21 protein-coding genes are annotated in these 23804 nt (G+C 68.7%); 10 read left to right on the top strand and 11 right to left on the bottom strand.

The genetic code is table 11. The features are described 5' to 3' along the window. Window positions 1-3: 3 nt before the first annotated feature. On the bottom strand, window positions 4-801 hold the full coding sequence (locus tag FBZ88_RS04485) for an SDR family NAD(P)-dependent oxidoreductase (protein ID WP_145615604.1): 798 nt from the start codon (window positions 799-801) through the stop codon (window positions 4-6). A 332-nt stretch (window positions 802-1133) separates the two neighbouring features. Here FBZ88_RS04485 and FBZ88_RS04480 point away from each other — a divergent pair, with 332 nt between their 5' ends. Beyond that, the gene (locus FBZ88_RS04480; RefSeq protein ID WP_211102511.1) at window positions 1134-1682 is read left to right on the top strand and encodes a MarR family winged helix-turn-helix transcriptional regulator; all 549 of its coding nucleotides are present in this window, start codon (window positions 1134-1136) and stop codon (window positions 1680-1682) included. A gap of 15 nt (window positions 1683-1697) precedes the next feature. On the opposite strand, the gene FBZ88_RS04475 is transcribed toward FBZ88_RS04480, so the two are convergent. The 5 genes from FBZ88_RS04475 to FBZ88_RS04455 form a co-directional block, all read right to left on the bottom strand. After that, a complete protein-coding gene (locus FBZ88_RS04475) occupies window positions 1698-2084 on the bottom strand; it encodes a type II toxin-antitoxin system VapC family toxin (protein WP_145615603.1) in 387 nt (128 codons plus the stop codon). Next, on the bottom strand, window positions 2081-2392 hold the full coding sequence (locus tag FBZ88_RS04470; RefSeq protein WP_246138488.1) for a type II toxin-antitoxin system Phd/YefM family antitoxin: 312 nt from the start codon (window positions 2390-2392) through the stop codon (window positions 2081-2083). Before FBZ88_RS04470 ends, FBZ88_RS04475 begins: the two co-directional genes overlap by 4 nt. Beyond that, entirely contained in the window at window positions 2392-5652 is a 3261-nt protein-coding gene (locus FBZ88_RS04465) for an error-prone DNA polymerase (protein ID WP_145615602.1), read from the bottom strand. Before FBZ88_RS04465 ends, FBZ88_RS04470 begins: the two co-directional genes overlap by 1 nt. A gap of 161 nt (window positions 5653-5813) precedes the next feature. After that, window positions 5814-7511, bottom strand: coding sequence for a DNA polymerase Y family protein (locus FBZ88_RS04460; RefSeq protein WP_145615601.1), 1698 nt, complete (start codon window positions 7509-7511; stop codon window positions 5814-5816). 4 nt (window positions 7512-7515) lie between these two features. Continuing rightward, window positions 7516-8457, bottom strand: coding sequence for an ImuA family protein (locus tag FBZ88_RS04455; RefSeq protein ID WP_145615600.1), 942 nt, complete (start codon window positions 8455-8457; stop codon window positions 7516-7518). 186 nt (window positions 8458-8643) lie between these two features. On the opposite strand from FBZ88_RS04455, the gene FBZ88_RS04450 reads away from it, so the two are divergent. Both FBZ88_RS04450 and map read left to right on the top strand, forming a co-directional pair. Beyond that, window positions 8644-8865, top strand: a complete 222-nt coding sequence (locus FBZ88_RS04450) for a ParD-like family protein (protein ID WP_145615599.1) — start codon at window positions 8644-8646, stop codon at window positions 8863-8865. Further along, complete coding sequence (gene map, locus FBZ88_RS04445) at window positions 8865-9641, top strand: type I methionyl aminopeptidase (RefSeq protein ID WP_145615598.1); 777 nt, start codon at window positions 8865-8867, stop codon at window positions 9639-9641. The genes FBZ88_RS04450 and map overlap by 1 nt, the downstream gene beginning before the upstream one ends. Here the strand turns inward: map and FBZ88_RS04440 are convergent. Both FBZ88_RS04440 and FBZ88_RS04435 read right to left on the bottom strand, forming a co-directional pair. Further along, entirely contained in the window at window positions 9638-9922 is a 285-nt protein-coding gene (locus tag FBZ88_RS04440; protein WP_145615597.1) for a virulence factor, read from the bottom strand. The genes map and FBZ88_RS04440 overlap by 4 nt on opposite strands. Before the next feature lie 2 nt (window positions 9923-9924). After that, window positions 9925-10125, bottom strand: a complete 201-nt coding sequence (locus tag FBZ88_RS04435) for a DUF5397 family protein (RefSeq protein WP_145615596.1) — start codon at window positions 10123-10125, stop codon at window positions 9925-9927. A 188-nt stretch (window positions 10126-10313) separates the two neighbouring features. Here FBZ88_RS04435 and galA point away from each other — a divergent pair, with 188 nt between their 5' ends. Beyond that, window positions 10314-12860, top strand: coding sequence for a beta-galactosidase GalA (galA, locus tag FBZ88_RS04430; protein ID WP_186464192.1), 2547 nt, complete (start codon window positions 10314-10316; stop codon window positions 12858-12860). Window positions 12861-12927: 67 nt separating this feature from the next. Here galA and FBZ88_RS04425 read toward each other — a convergent pair whose 3' ends face one another. Continuing rightward, window positions 12928-14319, bottom strand: a complete 1392-nt coding sequence (locus FBZ88_RS04425) for an NAD-dependent succinate-semialdehyde dehydrogenase (RefSeq protein WP_145615595.1) — start codon at window positions 14317-14319, stop codon at window positions 12928-12930. Window positions 14320-14610: 291 nt separating this feature from the next. Between FBZ88_RS04425 and purQ the strand changes: the two genes are divergently transcribed. The 5 genes from purQ to FBZ88_RS04400 all read left to right on the top strand — a co-directional run bounded on the left by purQ (window position 14611) and on the right by FBZ88_RS04400 (window position 19147). Continuing rightward, a complete protein-coding gene (purQ, locus tag FBZ88_RS04420; protein WP_145615594.1) occupies window positions 14611-15300 on the top strand; it encodes a phosphoribosylformylglycinamidine synthase subunit PurQ in 690 nt (229 codons plus the stop codon). 86 nt (window positions 15301-15386) lie between these two features. Further along, window positions 15387-17516 carry a phosphoribosylformylglycinamidine synthase subunit PurL gene (purL, locus tag FBZ88_RS04415; protein ID WP_411861187.1) on the top strand — a complete coding sequence of 710 codons (2130 nt, stop codon included), beginning with the start codon at window positions 15387-15389 and terminating at the stop codon, window positions 17514-17516. A gap of 149 nt (window positions 17517-17665) precedes the next feature. Beyond that, window positions 17666-17902: a BolA family protein gene (locus FBZ88_RS04410; RefSeq protein ID WP_040846404.1), complete on the top strand. Its 237-nt coding sequence runs from the start codon at window positions 17666-17668 to the stop codon at window positions 17900-17902. 219 nt (window positions 17903-18121) lie between these two features. After that, window positions 18122-18460 (top strand): Grx4 family monothiol glutaredoxin, encoded by a 339-nt coding sequence (grxD, locus tag FBZ88_RS04405; RefSeq protein ID WP_004272927.1) that lies wholly within the window; start codon window positions 18122-18124, stop codon window positions 18458-18460. Between the two features lie 396 nt (window positions 18461-18856). Continuing rightward, window positions 18857-19147, top strand: a complete 291-nt coding sequence (locus tag FBZ88_RS04400) for a hypothetical protein (protein WP_004272926.1) — start codon at window positions 18857-18859, stop codon at window positions 19145-19147. Window position 19148: 1 nt separating this feature from the next. On the opposite strand, the gene FBZ88_RS04395 is transcribed toward FBZ88_RS04400, so the two are convergent. Together FBZ88_RS04395 and FBZ88_RS04390 are read right to left on the bottom strand one after the other, a co-directional pair. Beyond that, on the bottom strand, window positions 19149-20168 hold the full coding sequence (locus tag FBZ88_RS04395; RefSeq protein WP_145615593.1) for a sulfotransferase family protein: 1020 nt from the start codon (window positions 20166-20168) through the stop codon (window positions 19149-19151). A 478-nt stretch (window positions 20169-20646) separates the two neighbouring features. Beyond that, entirely contained in the window at window positions 20647-21087 is a 441-nt protein-coding gene (locus FBZ88_RS04390; protein WP_211102510.1) for a VOC family protein, read from the bottom strand. 197 nt (window positions 21088-21284) lie between these two features. Here FBZ88_RS04390 and FBZ88_RS04385 point away from each other — a divergent pair, with 197 nt between their 5' ends. Further along, window positions 21285-23786 carry a cation-translocating P-type ATPase gene (locus tag FBZ88_RS04385; protein WP_246138487.1) on the top strand — a complete coding sequence of 834 codons (2502 nt, stop codon included), beginning with the start codon at window positions 21285-21287 and terminating at the stop codon, window positions 23784-23786. Window positions 23787-23804 lie beyond the last annotated feature (18 nt).

Here is a 23804-nt window from a genome sequence, read left to right as displayed (position 1 = left end):
GGATCAGCCAGCCTTGTAACGATCGGCCGCGTGGTTGCGCGACAGGTTGGGGCCCAGGGCGTAGCGGGCCTTGTTCACCGCGTCGAAGTCCGCCGGATCGGGCAGCGAGGGGATGCTGACCAGCTCACCCTGATCCAGGCCGGCCAGGGCCGCCTCCACCATCTCGCCCACCTCCATGACCATGTTCTGGTCCAGGTCGTCGAAGGACTTGCCCACGCGCTCGAAAATCTCCGTCCGCGTCAGGCCGGGCAGCACGGCCTGGAACTTCACGGCCTTGCCGGCCTTGGCGGCCTCCGCCTGCAGCGACTGGGTCAGCGCCAGGACGAAGGCCTTGGTGGCGGCGTAGGTGGCGCTGAACATCTCCGGGATCAGGGCGACGACGGAGGCGACGTTGACCACCGTGCCGGCACCCTTGGCGGCGAAGGCGTCGGTGGCGGCGATGGCCAGGCGGTTCACCGCCGTGACGTTCACCGCGATCATGGTGTCCTGGTAGGCGATGTCGCTGCCCAGCGAGCCCTCCTTGGGGCCCAGGCCGGCGTTGTTCACCAGCAGGGTGATGGCGGCGCCGGTGCGCAGGCGCTGCTCCACCGTCTCCACGTCGGCCTGGTTGGCCAGGTCGGCGGCCAGCACCTCGACCTTCACGCCGGTCTCGGCGGCCAGGCGGGTGGCGGCCTCCTCCAGCCGGGCCTGGTTGCGGGCGACCAGGATCAGGTCATAGCCGCGGCGGGCCAGGCGGTCGGCATAGGTGGCGCCGATGCCGGAAGAGGCGCCGGTGACGAGGGCGGTACCTTTGGTGCTCATGGAAGTTTTCCTTTGGAAAGAAGCGGTGGAAGCGGGGCGCCGTCGGCGTCGTTGATCACGAAACTGGTATATGCCACTATTATCATGCAAGTCAATCGAGCTTGTGAACCCCAAGCACCGCGCCGGGGGCATTGCAGGGCGGGTGGGAATGCCGGGACGACTGGCCCGCCGCCTGCTCATATGAAGTGTGGGCCCCAGGCCCGCTTGTGACGGCGGTAGTGGCCTCCGGCCCTGGCGAGGCCTATCCTGACCTACGTCGTGAGGTCGGATGGCAGGATGGCCCGAACCGGCCCGCCGGTCTTGGAAGAGCCGGTCTAGAAGGGATGATGGAATTGGATGAACGTGCCTCCACAGCGCCGGCCCCGGTGGCGGCGGCATCGACTGAAGGCCCGGACGGGCGCCCATCGGACCGCTGGGGCTGGGACTATTGCACCAACACCGCCGTGCGCCGCGCCGCCCGCCGGCTGGGCCAGCTCTATGGCGACGTGACGGCACCGGCCGGCCTCATGCCCACCCAGCACACCCTGCTGACCCACCTGAAGCTGGCGGCCGCCGTGTCCGACCCCGCCGCCGGCACGCTGCAGAACGTGGCCGCCGCCGTGGTCATGGACCTGTCGGCGCTGGGCCACACCCTGAAGCCGCTGATCCGCGACGGCTATGTCGAGTTGGTGCCCGACGCCAAGGACCGCCGCGTCAAGCGCGCCCGCCTGACGGCGGCGGGCGAGGCCAAGCAGGCCGAGGGGCTGGCGCTGTGGCAGGTGGCGCAAAGCCGCTTCGACGCCCTGTTCGGCGCGGAGGAATCCGCCGCCCTGCGCCGCGCCCTGGCCATCGTGGCGTCAGAGGAGTTCGCGGCGGCGTTCAAGCGGGGGGATGAGGTTTAGGGTTCCTCCCCGGCCTCAGCCATCATGACCGAGGACGGCGACCGCATATCGGCGAATGATCGCATCGACGGAGACAAGCGTCAGCCCTTCAAGTTGCGCCTGGGCCACCAGCATCCGGTCGAAGGGATCCTGGTGGTGCGGCGGTAGCGCTCCCGCCCTTGCCGCGTGGGCTATGTCGATGCCGAGAGGCATGAAACCGGCCTTCGCCAATCGTTCCTCAATGCCATGCAATGGGAATATCAGCCGACCAAGGGCGCTCTTGATCGAAATTTCCCAGATTGACGCCGCGCTCACGAAGATCTGCGAACGTCGGTCCTGCAGTGCCGTTCTGGCGGCGGCGGGCAGCGCCGGATCGTCCGCCATCCACCAAAGCAGAATGTGCGTGTCGATCAGCAGTCTCACGGAACACCACTTCCAAAAGCGCGGGCGATTTCGTCCGGCAATGGCGCATCGAAATCAGGGCCGATTTCAATCTCCCCCTTCCATAGGCCGGGCACACGCGGTCCTCCCAACGCCTCCAGCGGCACAAGGCGTGCCATGGGGCGCCCAGCCTTCGCGATGATGATCTCCTCACCCGCAGCGGCGCGCTCAACCAACTGCGACAGATGTGTTTTCGCGTCATACAGATTTACGGGATCAGCCATGGCACCCTCCTGACCAACTTGACCAAACATAGCATCACCACCAGGGTTGGTCGAGTTGGTCAACATCACCTGAAGTTCCGCCCATCCGGAAAGGTCGCGTCCGCGCGGCGGGCGGGGGCCGCACCGGTGGGTTCGTCCAGGCGGGACAGCAGGTCGGAGTAATCGATCAGGCGCTCGGCGCGCACATGGGTGACGGGGGTGGCGCTGGGGCCCCGGTCCTGGGTGGGGGCGATGACCTTCTCCACCCGCCCCAGGCACAGCAGCAGGCGGCTGCCCAGGATGTGGCGGCGGAAGGCAGTGAAGGTCTCGGGCATCAGCACCAGGTTGGCGATGCCGCTCTCATCCTCCAGCGTGATGAAGATGACGCCCTTGCTGCTGCCCGGCCGCTGGCGCACCAGCACCAGGCCGGCCAGGGCCACGCGGCTGCCGTCGGCCAGGGTCTCCAGCGTCTCCATGCGCATCAGGGGATAGCGGCGGACCATCCTCTCCTTGGGCTCCGCCGCGAACCGCTCCAGCCGGGCCACCACGTCGTCGCGCACCAGGCTCATGGGATGGCGCTTTAGCGACAGGGACAGGCGGGTGTAATCCTCCACCAGGTGCTCGCCCAGGGTCATGGCCGGCAGGGTGGCGATGGACGGGTCCTCCGCCCACGGGTCGCCCGTCCCCTCCTCCTCCGCGTTCAGCGCCAGGTCCAGCAGGGGCGGCAGCCGTTCGCCCAGGGCGCTGACCGCCCACAGCGCCTGGCGCCGGTCCAGGCCCATGGACTGGAAGGCGTCGGCCTCCGCCAGCAGTTCCAGGGTGCGCGGCGCCAAGCGGGCGCGGCGCCACAGATCATGCGGGCTGGCAAAGGGCTCATGCCCCCGCGCCTCCAGCAGCGGCCGCACCGCCGCCTCGCTCAGGCCCTTGGCCAGGCGCAGGCCCAGGCGCAGGGTCTGGAAACGCTGCCCCCGCGCCGGCGGCTCCAGCCGGCTGTCCCAATCGGAATGGTTCACGTCCGGCGGCAGCACCACCACGTCATGGTCCCGGGCGTCGCGCACGATCTGCGCCGGGGCGTAGAAGCCCATGGGCAGGCTGTTCAGCAGGGCGCAGGCGAAGACATCGGGATAGTGGCATTTGATCCAGGCGGAGACGTAAACCAGCTTGGCGAAGCTGGCGGCATGGCTTTCCGGGAAGCCATAGGTGGAGAAGCCCTTGATCTGGTTGAAGCAGCGCTCGGCGAATTCCGCCGTGTAGCCGTTCTTCAGCATGCCGGCGCGGAACTTCTCCTCGAACGTGTCGATGTCGCCCAGCTTGCGGAAGCTGGCCATGGCCCGGCGCAGGGCGTCGGCCTCCGCCCCGGTGAAGCCGGCGCCGACGATGGCGATCTGCATGGCCTGTTCCTGGAACAGGGGCACGCCCAGCGTCTTCTTCAGCACCTTCTTCAACGCCTCGGACGGATAGTCCACCGGCTCCAGCCCCTGGCGGCGGCGCAGGTAGGGATGGACCATGCCGCCCTGGATGGGCCCGGGGCGGACGATGGCCACCTGCACCACCAGGTCATAGAACTCACGGGGGCGCAGGCGGGGCAGCATGGACATCTGCGCCCTGCTCTCCACCTGGAACACGCCCAGGGTATCGGCGGCGCACAGCATGTCGTAGGTCGCCACGTCGTCCTGCGGAACCGTGGCCAGCGTCAAGTCGCGGCCGTAATGATCCCGCAGCAGGGTGAACGCCCGGCGCAGGCAGCTGAGCATGCCGAGGCCCAGGACATCGACCTTCATCAGGCCGGCGGCGTCCAGATCGTCCTTGTCCCACTCGATGTTCTGCCTGTCCTCCATGGCCGCGTTCATGATGGGGCAGAATGTCGCCAGCGGCTTGGGCGTGATGACGAAGCCGCCGACATGCTGCGACAGGTGGCGGGGGAATTTCGAGATCTGGCCCGTCAGATCCAGCACCTGGCGCAGCAGCGGGTCGTCGGGGTCCAGCCCGGCCTCCCGCGCCCGCTCCTCCTCCGGCGTGCCGGTGCCCCAGCCGGAGATCATGGCCGACAGCTGGGCCACCGTGTCCTGGCTCATGCCCATGGCCTTGCCCACGTCGCGCACCGCCCCGCGCGAGCGGTAGCAGATGACGGTGGCGGCGATGGCGGCGTGGTCGCGGCCGTACTTCTCGTAGATGTGCTGGATCACCTCCTCCCGCCGCTCATGCTCGAAATCCACGTCGATGTCCGGCGGCTCATTGCGCGCGCTGGAGATGAAGCGCTCGAACAGCAGCCCGCTTTCCACCGGGTCGATGGAGGTGATGCCCAGGCAATAGCAGACGGCGGAGTTGGCGGCGGATCCCCGCCCCTGGCAGAGGATGCCCTGCTCGTTGGCGAACCTCACGATCTCATAGACCGTCAGGAAGTAGGAGGCGTAGCCCAGCTCCCCGATCAGGGCCAATTCCTTGTCGATCTGCTTTTGGACATCTTCCGGCACGCCCGCCTGGTACCGTTTGCGGGCCCCCTCCGCCGTCAGCTGGGCCAGGCGGCCCTGTGGTGTCTCACCCCCTTTCACCTCCGACGGGTAGAGGTAATCGACCCGCAGTTCGCTGATGGAGAAGGTGCAGGCCTCCACGATGTCGCGGATGCGCCCCAGGGCGCGGGGATGGCGGTGGAACAGGCGCGCCATCTCTTCCGGTGGTTTCAGGTGGCGCTCGGCATTGGCGGCCAGGCGCCAGCCCGCCGTCTGGATGGTGCAATGCTCGCGGATGCAGGTCATCACGTCCTGCAGCGCCCGCCGGCCGGGGTGGTGGTAATGCACGTCGTTGGTGGCCAGCGGCGACAGGCCGTGCACCTCGGCCAAGGCCGCCAGCCGATCCAGCCGCCGGGCGTCGTCGCCCTGGTAGCGATGGGTCAGGCACAGGCTGAGGGTGCGGCCGAAACGGCGGCGGTAATCGGCCAGGTCGGCGGTGAAGTCCGCGTCAAGAGTGTCCGGCGGCACCACCGCCATCATCTGGCCGGCGGCATGCGCCTCGACATCCGCGCGGGTCAGGAAGCATTGCCCCTTGGGCGCCCGGCGCATGCCCACCGTCAGCAAGCTGGACAGGCGGCCATAGGCCGCGCGGTCGGTGGGCCAGCACAGCAGCGAGGGGCCGTCCGTCAAGTCCAGCCGCGCCCCCACCACCAGGCGGAAGTCAAGCTCGCGCGCCGCCGCATGCGCCTGCACCACCCCCGCCAAGCTGTTGCGATCGGTCAGCGCCATGGCGCGATGCTCCAGCGCCTTGGCCGCCTTCACCAGTTCGCCGGCCTTGGAGGCGCCGCGCAGGAAGCTGAAATTGCTGGCGACTTGAAGTTCGGAGTAGCTTTGCATGTTCCCTCAGACGCCGGGCGCCAGCATCCGCTGGCTTGGCTTGTCCTCAGTTTCCGGTCCGCTACGCTCCCCGGAAACTTCCGGCGGCCGCAGTCGCGGCCTAGTCGCTGCGCTCCGGGGCGCATCCTCAAACGGTCACGGCTAGGGGCTGGGGGCGGACGTCACCCGAAAAAGCCGTGCAGGAACCAGCGGGGCGGCGGGCCGCCGGCGTGGTAGAGACCCAGGCGATAGAGCCAGAAGCGCCGGCCCTCGGCATCCTCCACCCGGTAATAGTCGCGGGGCTCGGGGTTCGGGTTGGGGCGGCGCTCCCCCCCTTCCCACCATTCCGGCAGCAGGCGCTCCGGCCCCTCGGCCCGGCCCACGCGATAGGTCTGGTCGCGCCAGCGGAACAGCAGGGGTGGGTCGTCGGGAATGGGGGCCACCACCTCCACCGCCTCCGGCCGAGGCAGCAGGCGGATGGGACGCGGCCGGTCGGCGGGCCAGGCGAGCGGTGCGGCCGCCGGCGGGGCCGCTGGCGGGCTGTTGTCCTGCGCCTCGGCCGGCACCGCCCGCACCGCCTGTTCCGGTATCCAGCTTTGCCGGGGCAGCAGGCGCAGCACCCGGCCAGGCCCCAGGCGGGCGCCCAGCCGGTCCACCAGTTCCGCGATGGGCGGATCGGCCACCAGGGGGTTGCCGGCAGCGGCCGCCTCTCCACCCTTCGCCGCCGGCGGTCCCGCCAGGTCGGCCAGCCCGTCGCCGCTCAGCACCGCCTGGCCGCCATCGAAGGGGGCGGCGTGGGTGACGGAAATGGCCATGGTTTCAAAGCCCGCCCCCGGCTCCAGCTGGTCCATGCGCGGTTCCAGCAGGCGCCAGAGATGGGCCGGGTCGCGGTTGGGGCGGCTGGCGCCCACGCTCAGCACCTGGGGCGGCGCTTCATGGCCGGCGTCGATGCGCCAGGCCTCCAGCTCCAGCGAGCGCGCGCCCTCCCCCGCCGCGGTCAGGCTGGCCGCCACCCGACCCAGCAGGTGGCGCACCGCCTGGGCCAGGCCTTCGGGGGTGGAGATGGGGTCGACCACCGTCAGGCGGGCGATGTGGCGGGTGGGCGCGCGGCGGGGCGACAACGGCTCATCCACCCAGCCCAGGGCCTGGTCCAGGCGCAGGGCGACCTGGGCGCCGTAGCGCGCCGCCAGCGCCGCCCGGTTCTTGGACCCTTGCCCCCCTGTTCCTTGGGCCGTGCGCATCAGTTCGCCCACCCGGCGCAGGCCCACGCGGCGCAGGCTGGCCACCAGGTCGCCGCCCAGACGCAGGGCCGGCAGCGGCAGGTCGGCCAGGGCCTCGGCAGCCCCGCCCGGCGGCACCACCAGCTGGGCGCCGAAGCGGGCCTGCGCCCAGGCGGCGCCAATGCTGTCGGCGATGGCGCCCCGCCCCTCGAACCCCGCCTTGGCCAGCCGGCGCTCCAGGTCCAGCAGCAGCTCATGCTCCCCACCCAGCAGATGGGCGCAGCCGGTGATGTCCATCAGCAGGCCGGGCCCCCCACCAAGACCTTTGGGGCCGAAACCCGGCGGATCGCTGGGGTCCACCGCCGTCCAGGGCGTGTAGCGCCGGGCCCAGTCGGCCAGCCGCTCCAGCGCCGCGAGATCGCCCTCGGGATCGGCGTCCACCACCCGCACCTGGGGTTCCAGCGCGCGGGCGTCGGCCAGGCCCATGCCCGGCACCAGGCGCTTGGCCCGCGCCGCCGCGTTCACCGCCGCCACGGTCAGGCGCCCCCGGTCCGACAGGCGGGTCACCAGGGCGTCGTCCGCAGGCAGCGGCGGCGTCAGTCCCCGGGCGACACGGTCGGTGGCGAAGGTGGGCAGCCAGAGGGAAAGGATGCGGCGCATGGAATCAGCCCACCGCGCGCCCAGTCGAGGGGAATTGGGTGGAGGTGAAGGGCACAACCGCCGAGGCGGGCGGGGGCGTCTCCGGCGCCGGCACGGCCACCTGGCCCGCCGCCTCCAGCCTCAACCCCTCGCGTTCATACAGGGTCCAAGCCCCTGGCCGGCCACCGCGGCAGCGCAACAGCTCCACCCGCCAGGCGGGGCCGGTGAAGGCCGAAGCGGCGCTGTCATCAGCGTAGATGGGCGCCGTGCCCACCTGCCAGCGGGTGACGGCGGCGGTGGCCTGGGTGCTGCCCCGCCCGCTGCCCCGCCCAGCACCCTTCAAGCCCTTCATGGCGCCCCCCTTGCCCCCGTTCAGGCGCAACAGCAGTCCCGGCACGCCGCCCGTTTCCGCCGCCAGGTGCAGGCGGCGGCTGGCCGTCAGGTCCAGCCCGCCGGCCTCCCCCACCACGGCGCCCACGCGCGGGCAGCGCAACGCCTCCTCCATGGCCCACAGCAGGTCGACCTCGCAGGCGGCATGCACCACCACCAGCCGGCCGGGCCCCACGCCCTGGGCGTCCAGCCCGGGGGCGTACAGGTCGGGTGCCCGGGTCATCCACAGGATGGGGCCGCGCACCTGTTCCGCCAGGCGGGCGGCCAGCAGGGCGGTGAAGGCCGTGGCGGCGCCGGCATCGAGATCGCCCGCCGCCGCCACCTCATGCAGGGCGGCGCGCGGCAGGCCGTGGGCGCCACCTTCCCCCGGGCCGGCCGCCGGCAGATGGGCGTCCACCGCCGGCACGCCCAGGGGCACGACACCCCGGCCGGTCCCCGGCGCCTCCACCGCGCGCACCTGTTCCCGCAGCACCGCCAGCAGGCGCTGGCGGTCCAGGGCATGGACGCCCTCAGCCTGCCCCGCTTCGGGGCAAGCTGTTGGCTTGGCTGCGGAAATGGGGGGAGGAATGGCGGGCATGGGGATGCTGCCTTGGTCTCTCGCGTGCGGGGGATGGTGTTCTTGTTATGTTCTAATCCGGAGTCGACCGCCTGGTCAAGATGAGTCGACACCCCAAAACCGGACTATCCGGAATCGACAGCGCCGATTGACGGCACCGGCCACTCCATATATGAATCATATACGTTTCGTATATTGGAGAGCCCCATGGGCATCGTGAAGATCGACGACGACCTGCATGAGGAGGTGCGCAAGGCCAGCACCGTGCTGTGCCGGTCCATCAACGCCCAGGCCGAATACTGGATGAAGATCGGCATGCTGGCGGAGGCCAACCCAACCCTGTCGCTGAACGATATCCTGCGCATCCAGTTGAAGATGGCCTCCGTCCATCTGGAACCGGAACCCCATCAGCTGGAACCCACCCCATAATGGTCAAGCGCCCCGACGAGATCGAAAAGCTGGGGGAGGCCGGACGCCTGCTGGCCAGCGTCTTCCAGATGCTGGACGACATGCCCCTGGCCGGCCTCAGCACCCTGGAAGTCAACGACCGGGTCGAGGACTACATCGTCAACCAGCTGCACGCCCGGCCCGCCAGCAAGGGGCAGTATGGCTATGGCTACGTCCTGAACTGCTCCCGCAACGAGGTCGTCTGCCACGGCGTGCCCTCCGCCACCGACATCCTGGCGGACGGCGACATCGTCAACTTCGACATCACGCTGGAGAAGAACGGCTACATCGCCGATTCCAGCAAGACCTACCTGATCGGCGCGGTGGCGCCGGCCGCGCGGCGCCTGGTGCAGACGACGTACGAGGCGCTGTGGCACGGCATCCGCCAGGTGCGCCCCGGTGCCCATTTGGGCGACATCGGCCATGTCATCGAGCGCCACGCCAAGCGCAACGGCTACACCGTGGTGCGGGAATATTGCGGCCACGGCATCGGCCGGGAGATGCACGAGGAACCGCAGATCCTGCACTTCGGCAAGCCGGGCACGGGCCTGCGCCTGAAGGAAGGCATGGTCTTCACCATCGAACCCATGCTGAACCAGGGCGGCGCCAAGGTGGAAACGAAGGACGACGGCTGGTCGGTGGTGACGGTGGACGGCACGCTATCCGCCCAGTTCGAGCACACCGTGGCCGTCACCGCCACCGGCGTGCGCGTCCTGACCCTGCGCGCGGAGGAACGGGGCCGGCGGGTGGGCCGTTAAGCCCCTTTAACAATGGCCGTGAAGTCGGACCAGTTTTCGACGCGAAAAGCACGAATGTCGCGAACAGATAGCGGGAACCAAGGCAATGCCTTCAGGGCCGAAATAGCGGCAAAGATCGACGCCATACTGTCGTTGTCTGTCGTGTAAAGGCTACCCTGTCGCCATTCGAAACCAAGCCCAGTCAACGTCGCGCGGATATCAGCGTAAGCCTGGGAGGCATTATGACTGGGGTGGTGTTGAACCGTGTCGGCCACCACCAGATCAAAAGCTATGGCGAACAAGGTCAACGTTCCTTCGGATCATCCAATATATCCGTCAACTTGTAGGCAAGCTCCTCGCCAGTCTCAACGACGCGGACGCGCATCAGCGTGTCTCCATCCGGAAGATCTTGTTCCTTGCTGACGATTTCATAGACCGGACCGACAACGCCGAAGCGCCGCCATGTCCCGATGATGCCTTGTGGCATAAAGCCCTGAAGCTGCATCGCACTGTCCTCCATTGATCCTCATGATAGCTCATCGCCCCGCCATATCCAAAGCCGCTTCATGGGATTGAACCGCGTCATCGCGCCTGCACGCCAATCAAGCATCTTAACGGTCATAAGGCTTTTACGTCGCGCAAATTGGATATTATATAATATTTATAATCCGCCGCACCCTGGGGACGCTTGCCATGCCTGACCTGACCCGCCGCCGCCTGCTGGCCACCGCCGCCACACTGCCCACCCTTGGGACCGCGCTGGGCGTGACGCCGGCCGGTATTCCTTCCGCGATGGCGGCGTCGGCGCAGGTCGCGGCGGCCTCCCCTATCCCCGTACCCGCCGACCTGGGCCCGCGCGAGCGGCTGCGCATGAATGACGGCTGGCGCTTCCACCTGGGTCATGCCGCCGACCCGCTGCAGGATTTCGGTTTCGGCACCGACCGCAGCACCTACGCCAAGTCCGGCGATCTCAGCGCCCCGGTGGCCAAGGCCGATTTCGACGACAAGGACTGGGCCGCCGTCACCCTGCCGCACGACTGGGCGGTGGACCTGCCCTTCACCCAGGCGCGGCTGCCGGGCAAGGACGCGGCGGAGGCCATGGCCTACCAGGGCTTCAAGCCCCTGGGCCGGCAGTTCCCCGAAACCAGTGTGGGCTGGTACCGCCGCAGCTTCACCCTGCCCGCCAGTGACGCCGGGCGCCGCCTGTCGCTGGAGTTCGACGGGGTTGCCCGCAACTGCCTGGTGGTGCTGAACGGCTTCATCGTCGCCACCAACGAAAGCGGCTACGCCCCCTTCCGCGTGGACATCACCGATTTCGCCATCCTGGGCGGCGCCAATACCCTGGTCATCCGCGTGGACGCCACCCTGGGCGAGGCTTGGTCGTATGAGGGCGCCGGGCTCTACCGCCATGTCTGGCTGATGAAGACCGCCCCCGCCCATGTGCCGCAATGGGGCACCTTCGTGCGCAGCACGGTGACGCCCAAGGGCGCCGACCTTACCATCACCACCGAGCTGGCTAACGAGGGGCCGGCTGCGGATCTCACGGTCCGCAGCACCGTGCTGGGCCCCGATGGCACGGCCGTCCTGCAATTGGAGGCCACCCCCTTGCCCCTGGGCGCCTGGGACACCGGCGCCGTGACGCAGACCGCCACCCTGCCCTCACCCGCCCTGTGGTCGCTGGAGGCGCCCAACCTCCACACCTTGGTGACGGAGGTCAGCGTGGGCGGGGCGGTGGTCGACCGCTATCACACCCCCTTCGGCATCCGCACCCTGCGCTTCGACGCCAACCAGGGCTTTTTCCTGAACGGGCGGCCGGTGAAGGTGAAGGGCACCTGCAACCACCAGGACCATGCCGGCGTGGGCTTCGCCGTGCCCGACCGCCTGCACGCCTATCGCGTGGAACGGCTGAAGGAGATGGGCGCCAACGCCTGGCGCACCACCCATCACCCGCCGGCGCCGGCCTTGCTGGACGCCTGCGACCGGCTGGGCATCCTGGTGATGGAGGAGACCCGCCAGATGTCCAGCAACCCGGAGGGCATGAGCCAGCTGGAACGCATGGTGCGGCGCGACCGCAACCGCCCCAGCGTCTTCCTGTGGAGCATCGGCAACGAGGAAATCCACCGCGGCACGGAACAGGGCGCCCGCATCGCCGCCAGCATGAAGCGCGCCGTATACCGCCTGGACGGCACCCGCCCGGTGACGGAAGCGTTCAACGGCAAGTTCGGCCAGGGCGCCAGCCCGGTGCTGGACGTCATGGGCTTCAACTACTACCTGGATGAGATTGACGCCTTCCACGCCCGCTTCCCCAGCCAGCCCATGATCGGCACGGAAACGGCCAGCACCGTCTGCACCCGCGGCGTCTATGCCCATGACGACGCCCGCCACTACGTCCCCGCCTACGACACCGAATATCCCAAGTGGGCCAGCACGGCGGAACAGTGGTGGACCTTCTACGACAGCCGCCCCTTCCTCTCCGGCGGCTTCGCCTGGACGGGCTTCGACTATCGCGGGGAGCCGACGCCCTTCATCGACTGGCCCAACACCGTGTCCAACTTCGGCATCCTGGACCTGTGCGGCTTCCCCAAGGACAACTACCACTACTACCGCGCTTGGTGGCGGCCGGATCAGCCGCACCTGCACCTGTTCCCCCACTGGACCTGGCCGGGGCGGGAGGGCCAGGACATCGCCGTCTGGTGCCACAGCAACCTGGACGCGGTGGAGCTGTTCGTGAACGGCCGCAGCCTGGGGCGCAAGGACGTCACCCGCAACCGCCACCTGGAATGGACCGTGCCCCACCAGCCGGGCGCCATCGAGGCCCACGGCTACAAGGACGGCCGGCGCGTGCTGACCCAGCGTCAGGAAACCGCCGGCCCGGCCCACGCCCTGACCCTGGCCGCCGACCGCGTCACGCTGTTGGCCGACGGCGACGACGTGGCGGTGCTGTCGGCCAGCGTAGTCGACGCCAAGGGCCGCCTGGTGCCCAATGCCGACAACCTGGTGACCTTCACCATCGAGGGCGGCGCCCGCCTGCTGGGTGTGGGCAACGGCGACCCCACCAGCCTGGAACCCGACCACGCCCCCTATCGCAAGGCCTTCAAGGGCCTGTGCGGCGCCATCGCGCAGACGGGCCGCCAAGCCGGCACGGTGCGCGTGACCGCCAAGGCCCAGGGGCTGAAGCCGGCCACGGTGGAACTGTCGCTGGAAAAGGCGACGCTGGTGCCAAGCGTCGGCCCAGCCTGACGATGCATGAACACGCGGGCGCGGCATGAGACCGCGCCCGCGTGTCGCCCCCCAACGCTCAGAACGCTCAGAACGGCGCGTCGATATCGACCACGTCGATCAGCTTGTGGTTCACGAACTCCTTGATGCCCAGCCCCAGCAATTCGCGGCCGTAGCCGGAACGGCGGATGCCGCCGAACGGCAGGTCGGCCTTCACCATGGTCGGGTGGTTGACGAAGACCATGCCGGTGGAGATGCGGGCCGCGACCGCCGCCCCGCGCTGGGTGTCGCGGGTGAAGACTGAGCCGCCCAGGCCGAAGGGGGAGTCGTTGGCGATGCGCACCGCGTCGTCCTCGTCCTTGGCGCGGAACAGCATGGAGACGGGGCCGAAGAATTCCCAGTAGCGGGCGGGGTTGTCCTCCCCCACCTCCGTCAGGATGGTGGGCTGGACGAAGGCGCCCTGGTTGGGGACCTTGGGGCCCACCTCGATCGCCTTGGCGCCATTGGCGACCGCCTCGCGGATTTTCTGCTTCACCTCGTCGGCGGCCCCTTGCGACGACAGGGGCGCCAGGGTGGTCGCGGCGTCGAAGGGATCGCCCGCCTTCAGCCCGGCGACGCCGTTGATGTAGCGGTCCAGGAACTGGTCATAGACATCATCCACGATGATCATGCGCTTGGAGGAGACGCAGACCTGGCCGCCGTTCCAATGCCGGCCGAACACCGCCCACTTGACGGTCTTGTCCATGTCGGCGTCCGCCAGCACGACGAAGGCGTCGGCCCCGCCCAGTTCCATGGTGGATTTCTTCAGCGCCTTGCCCGCCTGGGCCGCGATCACCGCGCCCGCCGCCTCCGACCCCGTCAGGGCCACGCCGTGGACGCGCGGGTCGTTCAGGATGCGCTCGATCTGGTCCCGGGTGGCGTACAGGTTCCGGAAAGCGCCGTCGGGCAGGCCCGCCTGGCGCATCAGCCCCTCGAACGCGGCGGCGCACTGCGGCACGTTGGAGGCGTGCTTCAGCAGCATCGTGTTCCCGGCGGACAGCTGCGGGGCGATGATGCGGGCGATCTGGTAATAGGGGAAGTTCCACGGCTCGATGGCCAGCAGCACGCCCAGCGGCTCGCACACCAGCACGGCCTCGCCCTCCGCCGGGTCGGCCACCGGCAGTTTCTCCGGCGCCAGCAGCGCCTCCGCCTTCTCGGCGTAATATTCGAAGATGCGGGCGGACAGTTCCACCTCCGCCTTCGCCTCGGTGAACAGCTTGCCCATCTCCAGCGTCAGCAGCCGGGCATAGGCGTCGGCCTCGGCACGCAGGATGTCGGCCGCTTTCTGCATGACGCCGGCGCGATGGGCGAAAGGCGTTTCCCGCCAGGCCAGGAAGGCGGCGTGGGCGTCCGACAGGGCGCGATCGACCTCCGCGTCGGTGGCGTCGGGAAAGGTCTTCAGCAATTCGCCAGTATAGGGATTGGTGGTCGCGTACGGCATGGCGTCGTCCTCCGTTGCTGGCCGGCACACCGTCCCGGCCACCCCCATCGAAGCACCCCGTCCGGCCTGCGGCCATGAGGTGCATCAAAGGCCGCTGCGAAGGCGCCGGCCCCCATCCCTAGCGGTCGCCACGCCCCCACATCCGCGCGGGGTAGCCCCCCACCCCCACGCCTTGCATTCGACCAGCGGCGCGGCTAGCTTCCGCCCCACAAGACGACGGGTGTTGCGCCGGCTTAGGATCGGTGGGCATCCCGCCTTCCCCGGCCTCCAACGATCGGATTTGCGGCCCCCATGAAGTCCGCCGTCATCGTCTTTCCCGGTTCCAACTGTGAACGGGACATCGCCGTGGCCCTGGAACAGGTTTCCGGCCACAAGACCTTCCACGCCTGGCACCGCGACACCGACCTGCCCGAGGTCGACGTCATCGCCGTTCCCGGCGGCTTTTCCTACGGCGACTATCTGCGCTGCGGCGCCATGGCCGCCAACTCCCCCGTCATGCGGGTGGTGAAGGAACGGGCCGCCCAGGGTGTGAAGGTTATCGGCGTCTGCAACGGCTTCCAGATCCTGACGGAGGCGGGGCTGCTGCCCGGCGCGCTGATCCGCAACCAGTCGCTGAAGTACATCTGCAAGACGGTGGATCTGAAGGTGGAGAACACCGACAGCGCCTTCACCCGCCACTACACCCCGGGCCAGCACATCGGCATTCCGGTGGGCCATGGCGAGGGCAACTACGTCGCGGATGAGGAGACGCTGAAGCGCCTGGAAGGCGAGGGCCGCGTGGCCTTCCGCTACACCGACGCCAACGGCGTGGTGAACGCGGCCGGCAACCCCAACGGCGCCACCAACAACATCGCCGGCATCTTCAACGAGACGCGCACCGTCCTGGGCATGATGCCCCACCCCGAACGCGCCTTTGACCCGCAGCACGGCAACACCGATGGCCGCGCCCTGTTTACCAGCCTGCTGGAGAGCCTGTCGTGAGCGTCACCCACACCCCTGACCGCGAACCGAAGGTTACCGCCGAGCTGGCGGCCGAGCACGGCCTGAAGCCCGACGAATACGCCAGCATGCTGGAAAGCGTGGGTCGCACGCCCACCCTGACGGAACTGGGCATCTATTCCGTCATGTGGTCGGAGCACTGCTCCTACAAATCCTCGCGCGTGTGGCTGAAGAAGCTGCCGACGACGGCGCCCTGGGTGATCTGCGGCCCCGGTGAGAACGCTGGCGTCATCGACATCGGCGACGGCCAGGCCGCCATCTTCAAGATGGAAAGCCACAACCACCCCAGCTTCATCGAGCCCTACCAGGGTGCGGCGACGGGCGTGGGCGGCATCCTGCGCGACGTCTTCACCATGGGCGCCCGCCCCGTGGCCAACCTGAACGCCCTGCGCTTCGGGGAGCCCGCCAACCCCAAGACCCGTCACCTGGTGGCGGGCGTGGTGGCCGGCATCGGCGGCTACGGCAACTGCGTCGGCGTGCCCACCGTGGGCGGCGAGACCAACTTCCACAAGGCGTACAACGGCAACTGCCTGGTCAACGCCATGACCGTGGGCGTGGCCCAGACGGACAAGATCTTCTATTCCAAGGCCGCCGGCGTGGGTAAGCCCGTCGTCTATGTGGGGTCGAAGACTGGCCGCGACGGCATCCACGGCGCCACCATGTCCTCCGCCGAGTTCACCGAGGACAGCGAGGCCAAGCGCCCGACGGTGCAGGTGGGCGACCCCTTCACCGAGAAGCTGCTGATCGAGGCCTGCCTGGAGCTGATGGCCACCGACGCCATCGTCGCCATCCAGGACATGGGCGCCGCCGGCCTCACCTCCTCCTCCGTCGAGATGGCGGGCAAGGGCGGCCTGGGCATCGACCTGGATCTCGACGCCGTTCCCCAGCGCGAAGCCGGCATGACCCCGTATGAGATCATGCTGTCGGAAAGCCAGGAACGCATGCTCATGATCCTGGAGCCGGGCCGCGAGGAAGAGGCCAAGCGCATCTTCGACAAGTGGGAACTGGACTTCGCCGTCATCGGCAAGCTGACGGACAACGGCCGCATGGTCATCCGCATGCACGGCCACACTTGGTGCGACGTGGAGCTGGCGCCCCTGTTCGACAAGGCGCCGCTGTACAACCGCCCGACGGAGCCGACCCCGCCGCAGGCCGAGATCGCCGCGGCGGACGCCCCGCTGAAGGCATCGGCCCGCGACACCCTGCTGGCCCTGATGGGCACGCCGGACCTCGCCTCCCGCCGCTGGATCTGGGAGCAGTACGACAGCCAGGTGGGTGCCGACACCATGATCGGGCCTGGTGGTGACGCGGCATTGGTGCGGGTGCACGGCACGCCCAAGGCGCTGGCCATGACCACCGACTGCACCCCGCGCTACTGCTACGCCGACCCGGTGCGCGGCGGCGCCCAGGCAGTGGCCGAGGCCTACCGCAACATCATCACCGTGGGCGCCCTGCCCCTGGCCATCACCGACAACATGAACTTCGGCAACCCGGAGAAGCCCCGCATCATGGGGCAGTTCGCCGGCTGCATCGAAGGCATGGCGGAGGCTTGCCGCGTCCTGGACTTCCCCGTCGTGTCGGGCAACGTCAGCCTGTACAACGAGACCAATGGCGAAGGCATCCTGCCCACCCCCGCCATCGGCGGCGTGGGCCTGCTGAAGGACAGCACCCTGGCCATCGGCAGCGGCGTCAAGGCCGAGGGTGACGTGGTCCTGCTGTTCGGTGAGACGAAAGGCCATGTCGGGCAGTCGCTGTACCTGCGCGAGGTGCACGGCCGTGAGGAAGGCGCCCCGCCGCCGGTCGACCTGGCGGCCGAGCGCCGCGCCGGCGACCTGGTGCGCGGCCTGATCGAGGCCCGCACGCTGACCGCCTGCCACGACCTGGCCGATGGCGGCCTGGCCGTGGGCCTGGCGGAAATGGCCCTGCGCGGCAAGAAGGGCATCGCCCTGACTGGCCTGGAGGCGGCGGACGCCGGCCTGCTGTTCGGTGAGGACCAGGGCCGCTATCTGGTCACCGTGGCCGCCGGCGATGTGGCCGCCGTCACCGACGCCGCCAAGGCCGCCGGTGTACCGGTCACCACCCTGGGCACGGTGGGCGGCGACGCCATCACCGGCCTGGGCGGCGGCGCCCTGGCGCTGGCCGACCTGCGCGAGGTGCACGAAGGCTGGCTGCCCGGCTACATGGCCGGCGACGCCTAAGCAGACGGGAGCGCTGGCATGACTTATTCATGCCAGCGTAGCCCGCGACTGCGGGCGCCGGAGCGAGCACCGCAGGGCACAGCGAGGACAAGCCAAGGCCGCGGATGCGGCCGCCCGGCGCCTGAGGGAACATAGAAAGGAAATAACTTATGGCCATGGACGCCTCTGAAATCGAGCGCCTGATCCGGGAAGGCATTCCGGGCGCCGAGGTGCGTATCGAGGATCTGCGGGGCGACGGCGACCATTATGCCGCCTACGTCACCGCGGCGGCCTTCAAAGGCAAGAGCCGGGTGGCGCAGCACCAGATGGTCTACGCGGCCCTGGGCGGGCGCATGGGCAATGAACTGCACGCCCTGGCCCTGACCACGGCGGCCACGCAAGACTGATCCGCGAACATCGCGGGGCGATGCGCCGGCTATTCCCTCTGGACAGACGCCCGGCGCGCGCTCATTTATGACGGGTACACGTTGTTGGGTGAACCAGGCCGCCGCCAGCGGTATCATGGGCGCCAGCGACACCGGCCCCGTTTGGCCGGCTTGGTTTAGACCGCCGACCGTCTTCCCCGCGTGAGGAAGGCAGCCCCGGCACCAGAGGATCGATCGTACATGGACAAGACCGTCGAAGAGCGCATCCGCCGCGACATCACCGAAAACGACGTCGTGCTCTACATGAAGGGCACCCCCGTTTTCCCGCAGTGCGGTTTCTCCGCCGCCGTCGTGCAGGTGCTGAGCCACCTGGGCGTGAAGTTCAAGGGCATCGACATCCTGGTCGACCCGGCCCTGCGCCAGGGCATCAAGGAATTCACCAACTGGCCCACCATCCCGCAGCTGTATGTGAAGGGTGAGTTCGTGGGCGGCTGCGACATCATCCGCGACATGTATGAGTCGGGTGAGCTGGTGCAGCTGCTGGCCGAGAAGGGCGTCGCCGCCCAGGCCGCCGCCTGATCACCCAGGGCTGAGAATTGACGAAGGGCCGCCCCGGGATGCCGGGCGCGGCCCTTTCGCTTTGTGCTTTCAGCTCGCTGGGATGCCGCCTGACGCGGTCGCGGCGCCGTCCCTTTATGGAACACCAGGCCCTTAATGAAACATCAGATAGATGATGATCAGGACGGGTAACGGCACCCCCAGCAGCCATAACAGCCCATATCGCATCGCCGCGATCTCCTTGTTTCTCGGTTCTCGATCTCTCAATTCTTGAGAGCGGCCCCACAAGACTGGGCCAACGCCGACAAGAACCCCGAGGAACCGGATTTTGTTCCAGGGGATGGTTATGGGAGTGTCGGAACAAAGATTGGCCGCGCCCCGTTTAAGTCGGGCTTGCCCCCGATCGCGGAGACACCGATGGCGAAGAACGCCTGGATGCGCAATGGCTTCGACAGCTGGCTGCTGGGCATGGAAGCCTTGCAGGTCATCACCCTGCGCACCATGAAGTTGGCGGCCGGTGGGGCCGCCGCGCAGACGGAGGCGCAGCGGATGGTGAGCGAGAAGATCGCCGCCGGCTTGGACCTGCAGATGCGGGCGCTGACCGGCGGCCTGGGCACCACCGCCGACGGCGCCGCCGCCAAGGTGCTGGCCCATTACCGCCGCAAGGTGCGCGCCAACCGCCGACGCCTGAGCAAGGCCGCCGGCTGACCTATGGGCGTCGCCCCCGCCTCCGCAGTCGGTCCCAGCCCTTGCCCGCCTCGCGCAGCACGCTGTACCAGCGCTCCCGCAGGCGCCACAACAGCGTGGGCTGGCTAGGCGCCTCCAGATATCCCAGGGACAACAGCGTGGGCTCGATCAGGCGAACCACCTGGCGCCGCTGCCGGCGGTGGCGATGATGCTTGCCGATGGCGCCCTTGCGCACGGAAGCGGACCGCCTCATCAGCGCGGCCTCGTCTGCCACCTGCCCCATGAAGGCCAGGATACGGCGGGAGGTGGGGATGAAGTCCTGGCACAAATCCTCGTACCGCACCTCCAGGTAACGTTCCTGCAGCATGGCGCCGTAGGTACGCCCCACCTCCACCGAATTCATCCAGTGCAGGGCGTTGTAGACGTGCGGCCGGCGGACGTAGGCGCGGTTGGTCATGGACAGGCCGCGCCAGCCCTGGATGTCGCCATTATTGAAATAAACCTTGCGCCAGAAGCGGGCCTGGGGCGGCACATGGTCGCTGAAGGCCACATCCAGCCCGTCGCGCAGCAGGTGGATGAAACGCGCCTCGGGGAAGACGGCGGCGATGATGGGAACGATGTAGGTCGTCTCGCACAGCTTCCAGCCCCAGGGCGAATGCCCGTCATAGCCCGCCAGATGCTCCATCATCGCGGTGACGAACAGGGCCTCAAGGTCGGTGGGCCACTCCCGGTCCCAAAGCGCGTGGTAATCGGGGTAGTAGTCCTCCACCAGCCGTTCGACCAGGGGCAGGATGGCCATGGCGTCGTTGGACTCGTTCAGTTTGCCGCCGATGAACACGCCCTGGTCGTCCAGCATCTGGGCCAGCAGCCGGCTGCCGGAATGCGACTTGTTATAGACGATCACCGGTGCCGGCAAATCGGCGAAGCGCCGCCGCAGCCGTTCTATCGTGCCGCCCTGGCTATGGACGGTCCGCGCGGGGCGGGACGCCGGGGTACCGGCGCGACTTTGACTGTCCCAATTCTTGGCATAGGCGTTCGACAAGACCAAATCCCCATTACAGTGATTGGGCGAACGGCAACCTTCTCCGGATCAATCCAGGCTGGGATGCGTCCACAAGTCACAGGTTCTCTCCGTGACTTTCCTGTTACGCAGGGAGATTAAAAATCCTGCTTCATTTATGCTCTAGAAACGGATTCTTCCGTCTAGTAGACCCGTTACCGAGACATCCATTAGATATACCTGATACATGACCATCGTAATAGGTCGCGCTCAATAAAATCATTCATATTTGCAAACATTATTTAATTCGGCCTAGGCCTTAGCCTGAACTCCGCCACATTCTCCACCCAGGCGTGCAAACATCCCCTGCGCCAAGCGGGCATGTTTCATTTTTTTGGATAGGATATTGGCAGGCAGGGAACTTCCGCCCAGGCATCCCGCAGACGCAGGGCCGGGCTGCCGACAGGCACACGAGGTCCGCCAGCGGGCAGACGGAGCGCGGAGTTAACGGAACGCAGGATTACTTGCCGGGGGGCGGTTCCCACAGCTCGACCCGGTTGCCTTCCGGATCCATGACCCAGCCGAAGCGGCCGAATTCACTCTGCTCCACCCGCTCGTCCACGGCGGCGCCGAAGGCCCGCAGTTGCGCCAGCATGGCATCCAGGTTGTCCACCCGGAAATTGATCATGAAGGGCGCCGTAGACGGGGCGAAGTAAGTGCTGTCCTCAGGGAACAGACTCCACGCGGTGGTGCCCGGCCGGTCGGGGCGCTGTCCCTCAGGCCAGCTGAATTTGGCGCCGGCGAAATACGGGCTGAGCGGGACACCCAGGGCGTCACGGTACCAGGCGCTCAACGCCTTCACATCCCGCGCCTTCATGAAGACGCCGCCAATGCCCGTGACCCGTTCCATGCCGCTCCCCCGCTGGCCCTGCCGGCCGCTGCTGGTGTGATGGCGCAGCATCGCATCGCCATAACCAAAAGAAAAGACCACGCCCTGGATAGGGGCGCGGCAAAGAGGCGCGAGGGCGGCGGGTATCCCCCAACGCCCTGACCTGAATCAAGGTCCCCGCCCCCGCATCGCGGCACACTACCTCCGCCTGAACAGCGTATCCGCCCCCCGGTGCCATGATGCCGCGCGACCCAGTTCCGACCGCCGGATTGTCCGCCACGGAAGCGGCACGGCGGCTGGTGTCCGAGGGCTACAACGAACTGCCCCGGCCGGACAGGCGCCCCTTCCTCCGCATCCTGCTGGGTATCCTGGCCGAACCCATGTTCGGCCTGCTGGTGGCCAGCGCCCTTATCTACCTCGTGCTGGGCGACCTGCGCGAAGGCCTGATGCTGCTGGCCTTCGCCACCGCGTCGGTCGGCATCGCCGCCGCCCAGGAAAGCCGGAGCGAGCGGGTGCTGGACACGCTGCGTACCCTGACCAGCCCCCGGGCCCAGGTGCTGCGCGATGGCGCGCGCGTCCGCATTCCGGGACGGGAGGTGGTGCCCGGCGACATCGTGTTCCTGGAGGAAGGCGACCGGGTGCCAGCCGACATCCACCTCCTGTCCACCCAGGATCTGGAGGTGGACGAATCCCTGCTGACCGGGGAATCCGCGCCGGTGCGCAAACGCCCCGGCGGCCCGGACGACGCCGCCGCCACCCCAGGGGGCGACGACCTGCCCCTGGCCTTTTCCGGCACCCTGGTGGTGCGCGGCCGCGGCTGCGGCGCCACCATCGCCACGGGCCGTCACAGTGAAATCGGCAAGATCGGGCTGGCCCTCGGGGGAATCCATCCGGAGCCCACCCGCCTGAATCGGCAGACACGCCGCCTGGTCCGCGGCGTGGCCGTGGCCGGCCTGGCCGTCAGCGTCCTGGTCATGGTACTTTACGGCCTGGCGCGGGGAAGCTGGCTGCAAGGCGCGCTCGCCGGACTGGCCGTGACCATGTCGATGATCCCGGAAGAGTTCCCCCTGGTGCTGACCGTGTTCATGGTCATGGGGGCGTGGCGCCTGTCGCGGGCGCGGGTCCTGACCCGCCGCGCCGCCGCCATCGAGGCGCTCGGCGCCGCCACGGTGCTGTGCACGGACAAGACCGGAACCCTGACGCAAAACCGCATGGCCATCGCCGAGATGCGGGACGCCGGCGACTTGGCGCGACGCCTGACGCCCGGTGATACAGAGGCCGCCGCCGCCATCCGCACGCTGGTGTGGCATGGCATCCTGGCCAGCGCCCCCAACCCGTTCGATCCCATGGAGCGCGCCTTCCACGACCTGGGCGAACGCCTGAGCCTGCATCCACCAGAGCCCTCCTGGGTCCTGGCGCGGGAACATGGGCTGGAGCCGGGCCTGCCGGCGGTGACCCAGGTCTGGCAGCCGCCGCAGGGCGGGGCCATCGTGGCGGCCAAGGGCGCGCCGGAGGCGGTGGCGGCGCTATGCCGGCTGGACCGGCAGGCGCATGCGGCGATGCTGCGCGCCGTGGACGGCCTGGCTGGCGACGGCATGCGCGTGCTGGCCGTCGCCGGCGGCGAGGCGCATGGCCCGCTGCCCACCGACCGCCGCGACTATCCTTGCCACCTGCTGGGCCTAGTGGGCTTCAGCGATCCGCTGCGGGCGGAGGTGCCGGCGGCGGTGCGGGATTGCCTGTCGGCGGGGGTCCGCGTGGTGATGATCACGGGGGATTATCCCGAAACCGCCCGCGCCATCGCCATCCAGGCCGGCCTGCCCGACGGTCCCCTGGTCACCGGGGCGGAACTGGACGGCCTGCCGCCCCAGGAACAGGCGGCCCGCATCCGGGGGGCCGCCCTGTTCGCCCGCACCCGCCCCGCGCACAAGCTGGCGATCGTGAAGGCCCTGCAGGCGGACGGCCAGATCGTGGCCATGACCGGGGACGGCGTGAACGACGCGCCGTCGCTGAAGGCGGCGGACATCGGCATCGCCATGGGCGGCCGTGGCACGGACGTCGCGCGCGAGGCGGCGTCCCTGGTGCTGCTGGACGATGACTTTGGGTCCATCGTCCACACCATCCGGCTGGGACGGCGCATCTATGACAATCTGCGCAAGGCCATGGGGTACATCCTGGCGGTCCATGTGCCTATTGCCGGCCTGGCGCTGCTGCCGCTGGCGCTGAACCTGCCGCTGCTGCTGACCCCCGTGCACATCGCCTTCCTGGAAATGGTGATCGACCCCGTCTGCTCCATCGTCTTCGAAGCGGAACGGTCGGAGGCGGACATCATGCGCCGGCCACCCCGCCCGCCGGGCAGCACCCTATTTTCCCGCGCGCTGGTGCTGTGGAGCCTGGCCCAGGGCCTCGTCGCCTTCGCCGTCGTGGCGGTGCTGTTCATGGCCGCGTTGAACGGCGGCATGCCGGCCGACCAGGCCCGCGCGCTGGCCTTCGTCGCCCTCATGCTGATCAATTTCGGCCTGGTGCTGGTCAACCGCTCCTTCGCGGCGTCGCCGCTGACGGCGCTGCTGCGGCCCAACACCGCGCTATGGACGGTGCTGGCGGTCATGGGCGCGGTCATGGCGGCCACCCTCGCCTGGCCGCCCGCGGCCGCCCTGTTCGCCTTCGGGCCCCTGCATGCCGACGACCTGGCCGTGGCCTTCGCCGCCGCCGTCGTCATGGTGCTGGCCCTGGAGATGGTGAAGCCCCTTTGGGCCGATCACCTGCGCCGTTGACCTGGGCCATCGACCTGG

It is taken from the genome of Nitrospirillum bahiense (assembly GCF_007828025.1).
Lineage (GTDB): Bacteria > Pseudomonadota > Alphaproteobacteria > Azospirillales > Azospirillaceae > Nitrospirillum > Nitrospirillum amazonense.
The sequence above is the reverse complement of the archived record's forward strand: the minus strand, read 5'-3'. Positions and strand labels throughout refer to the sequence as shown.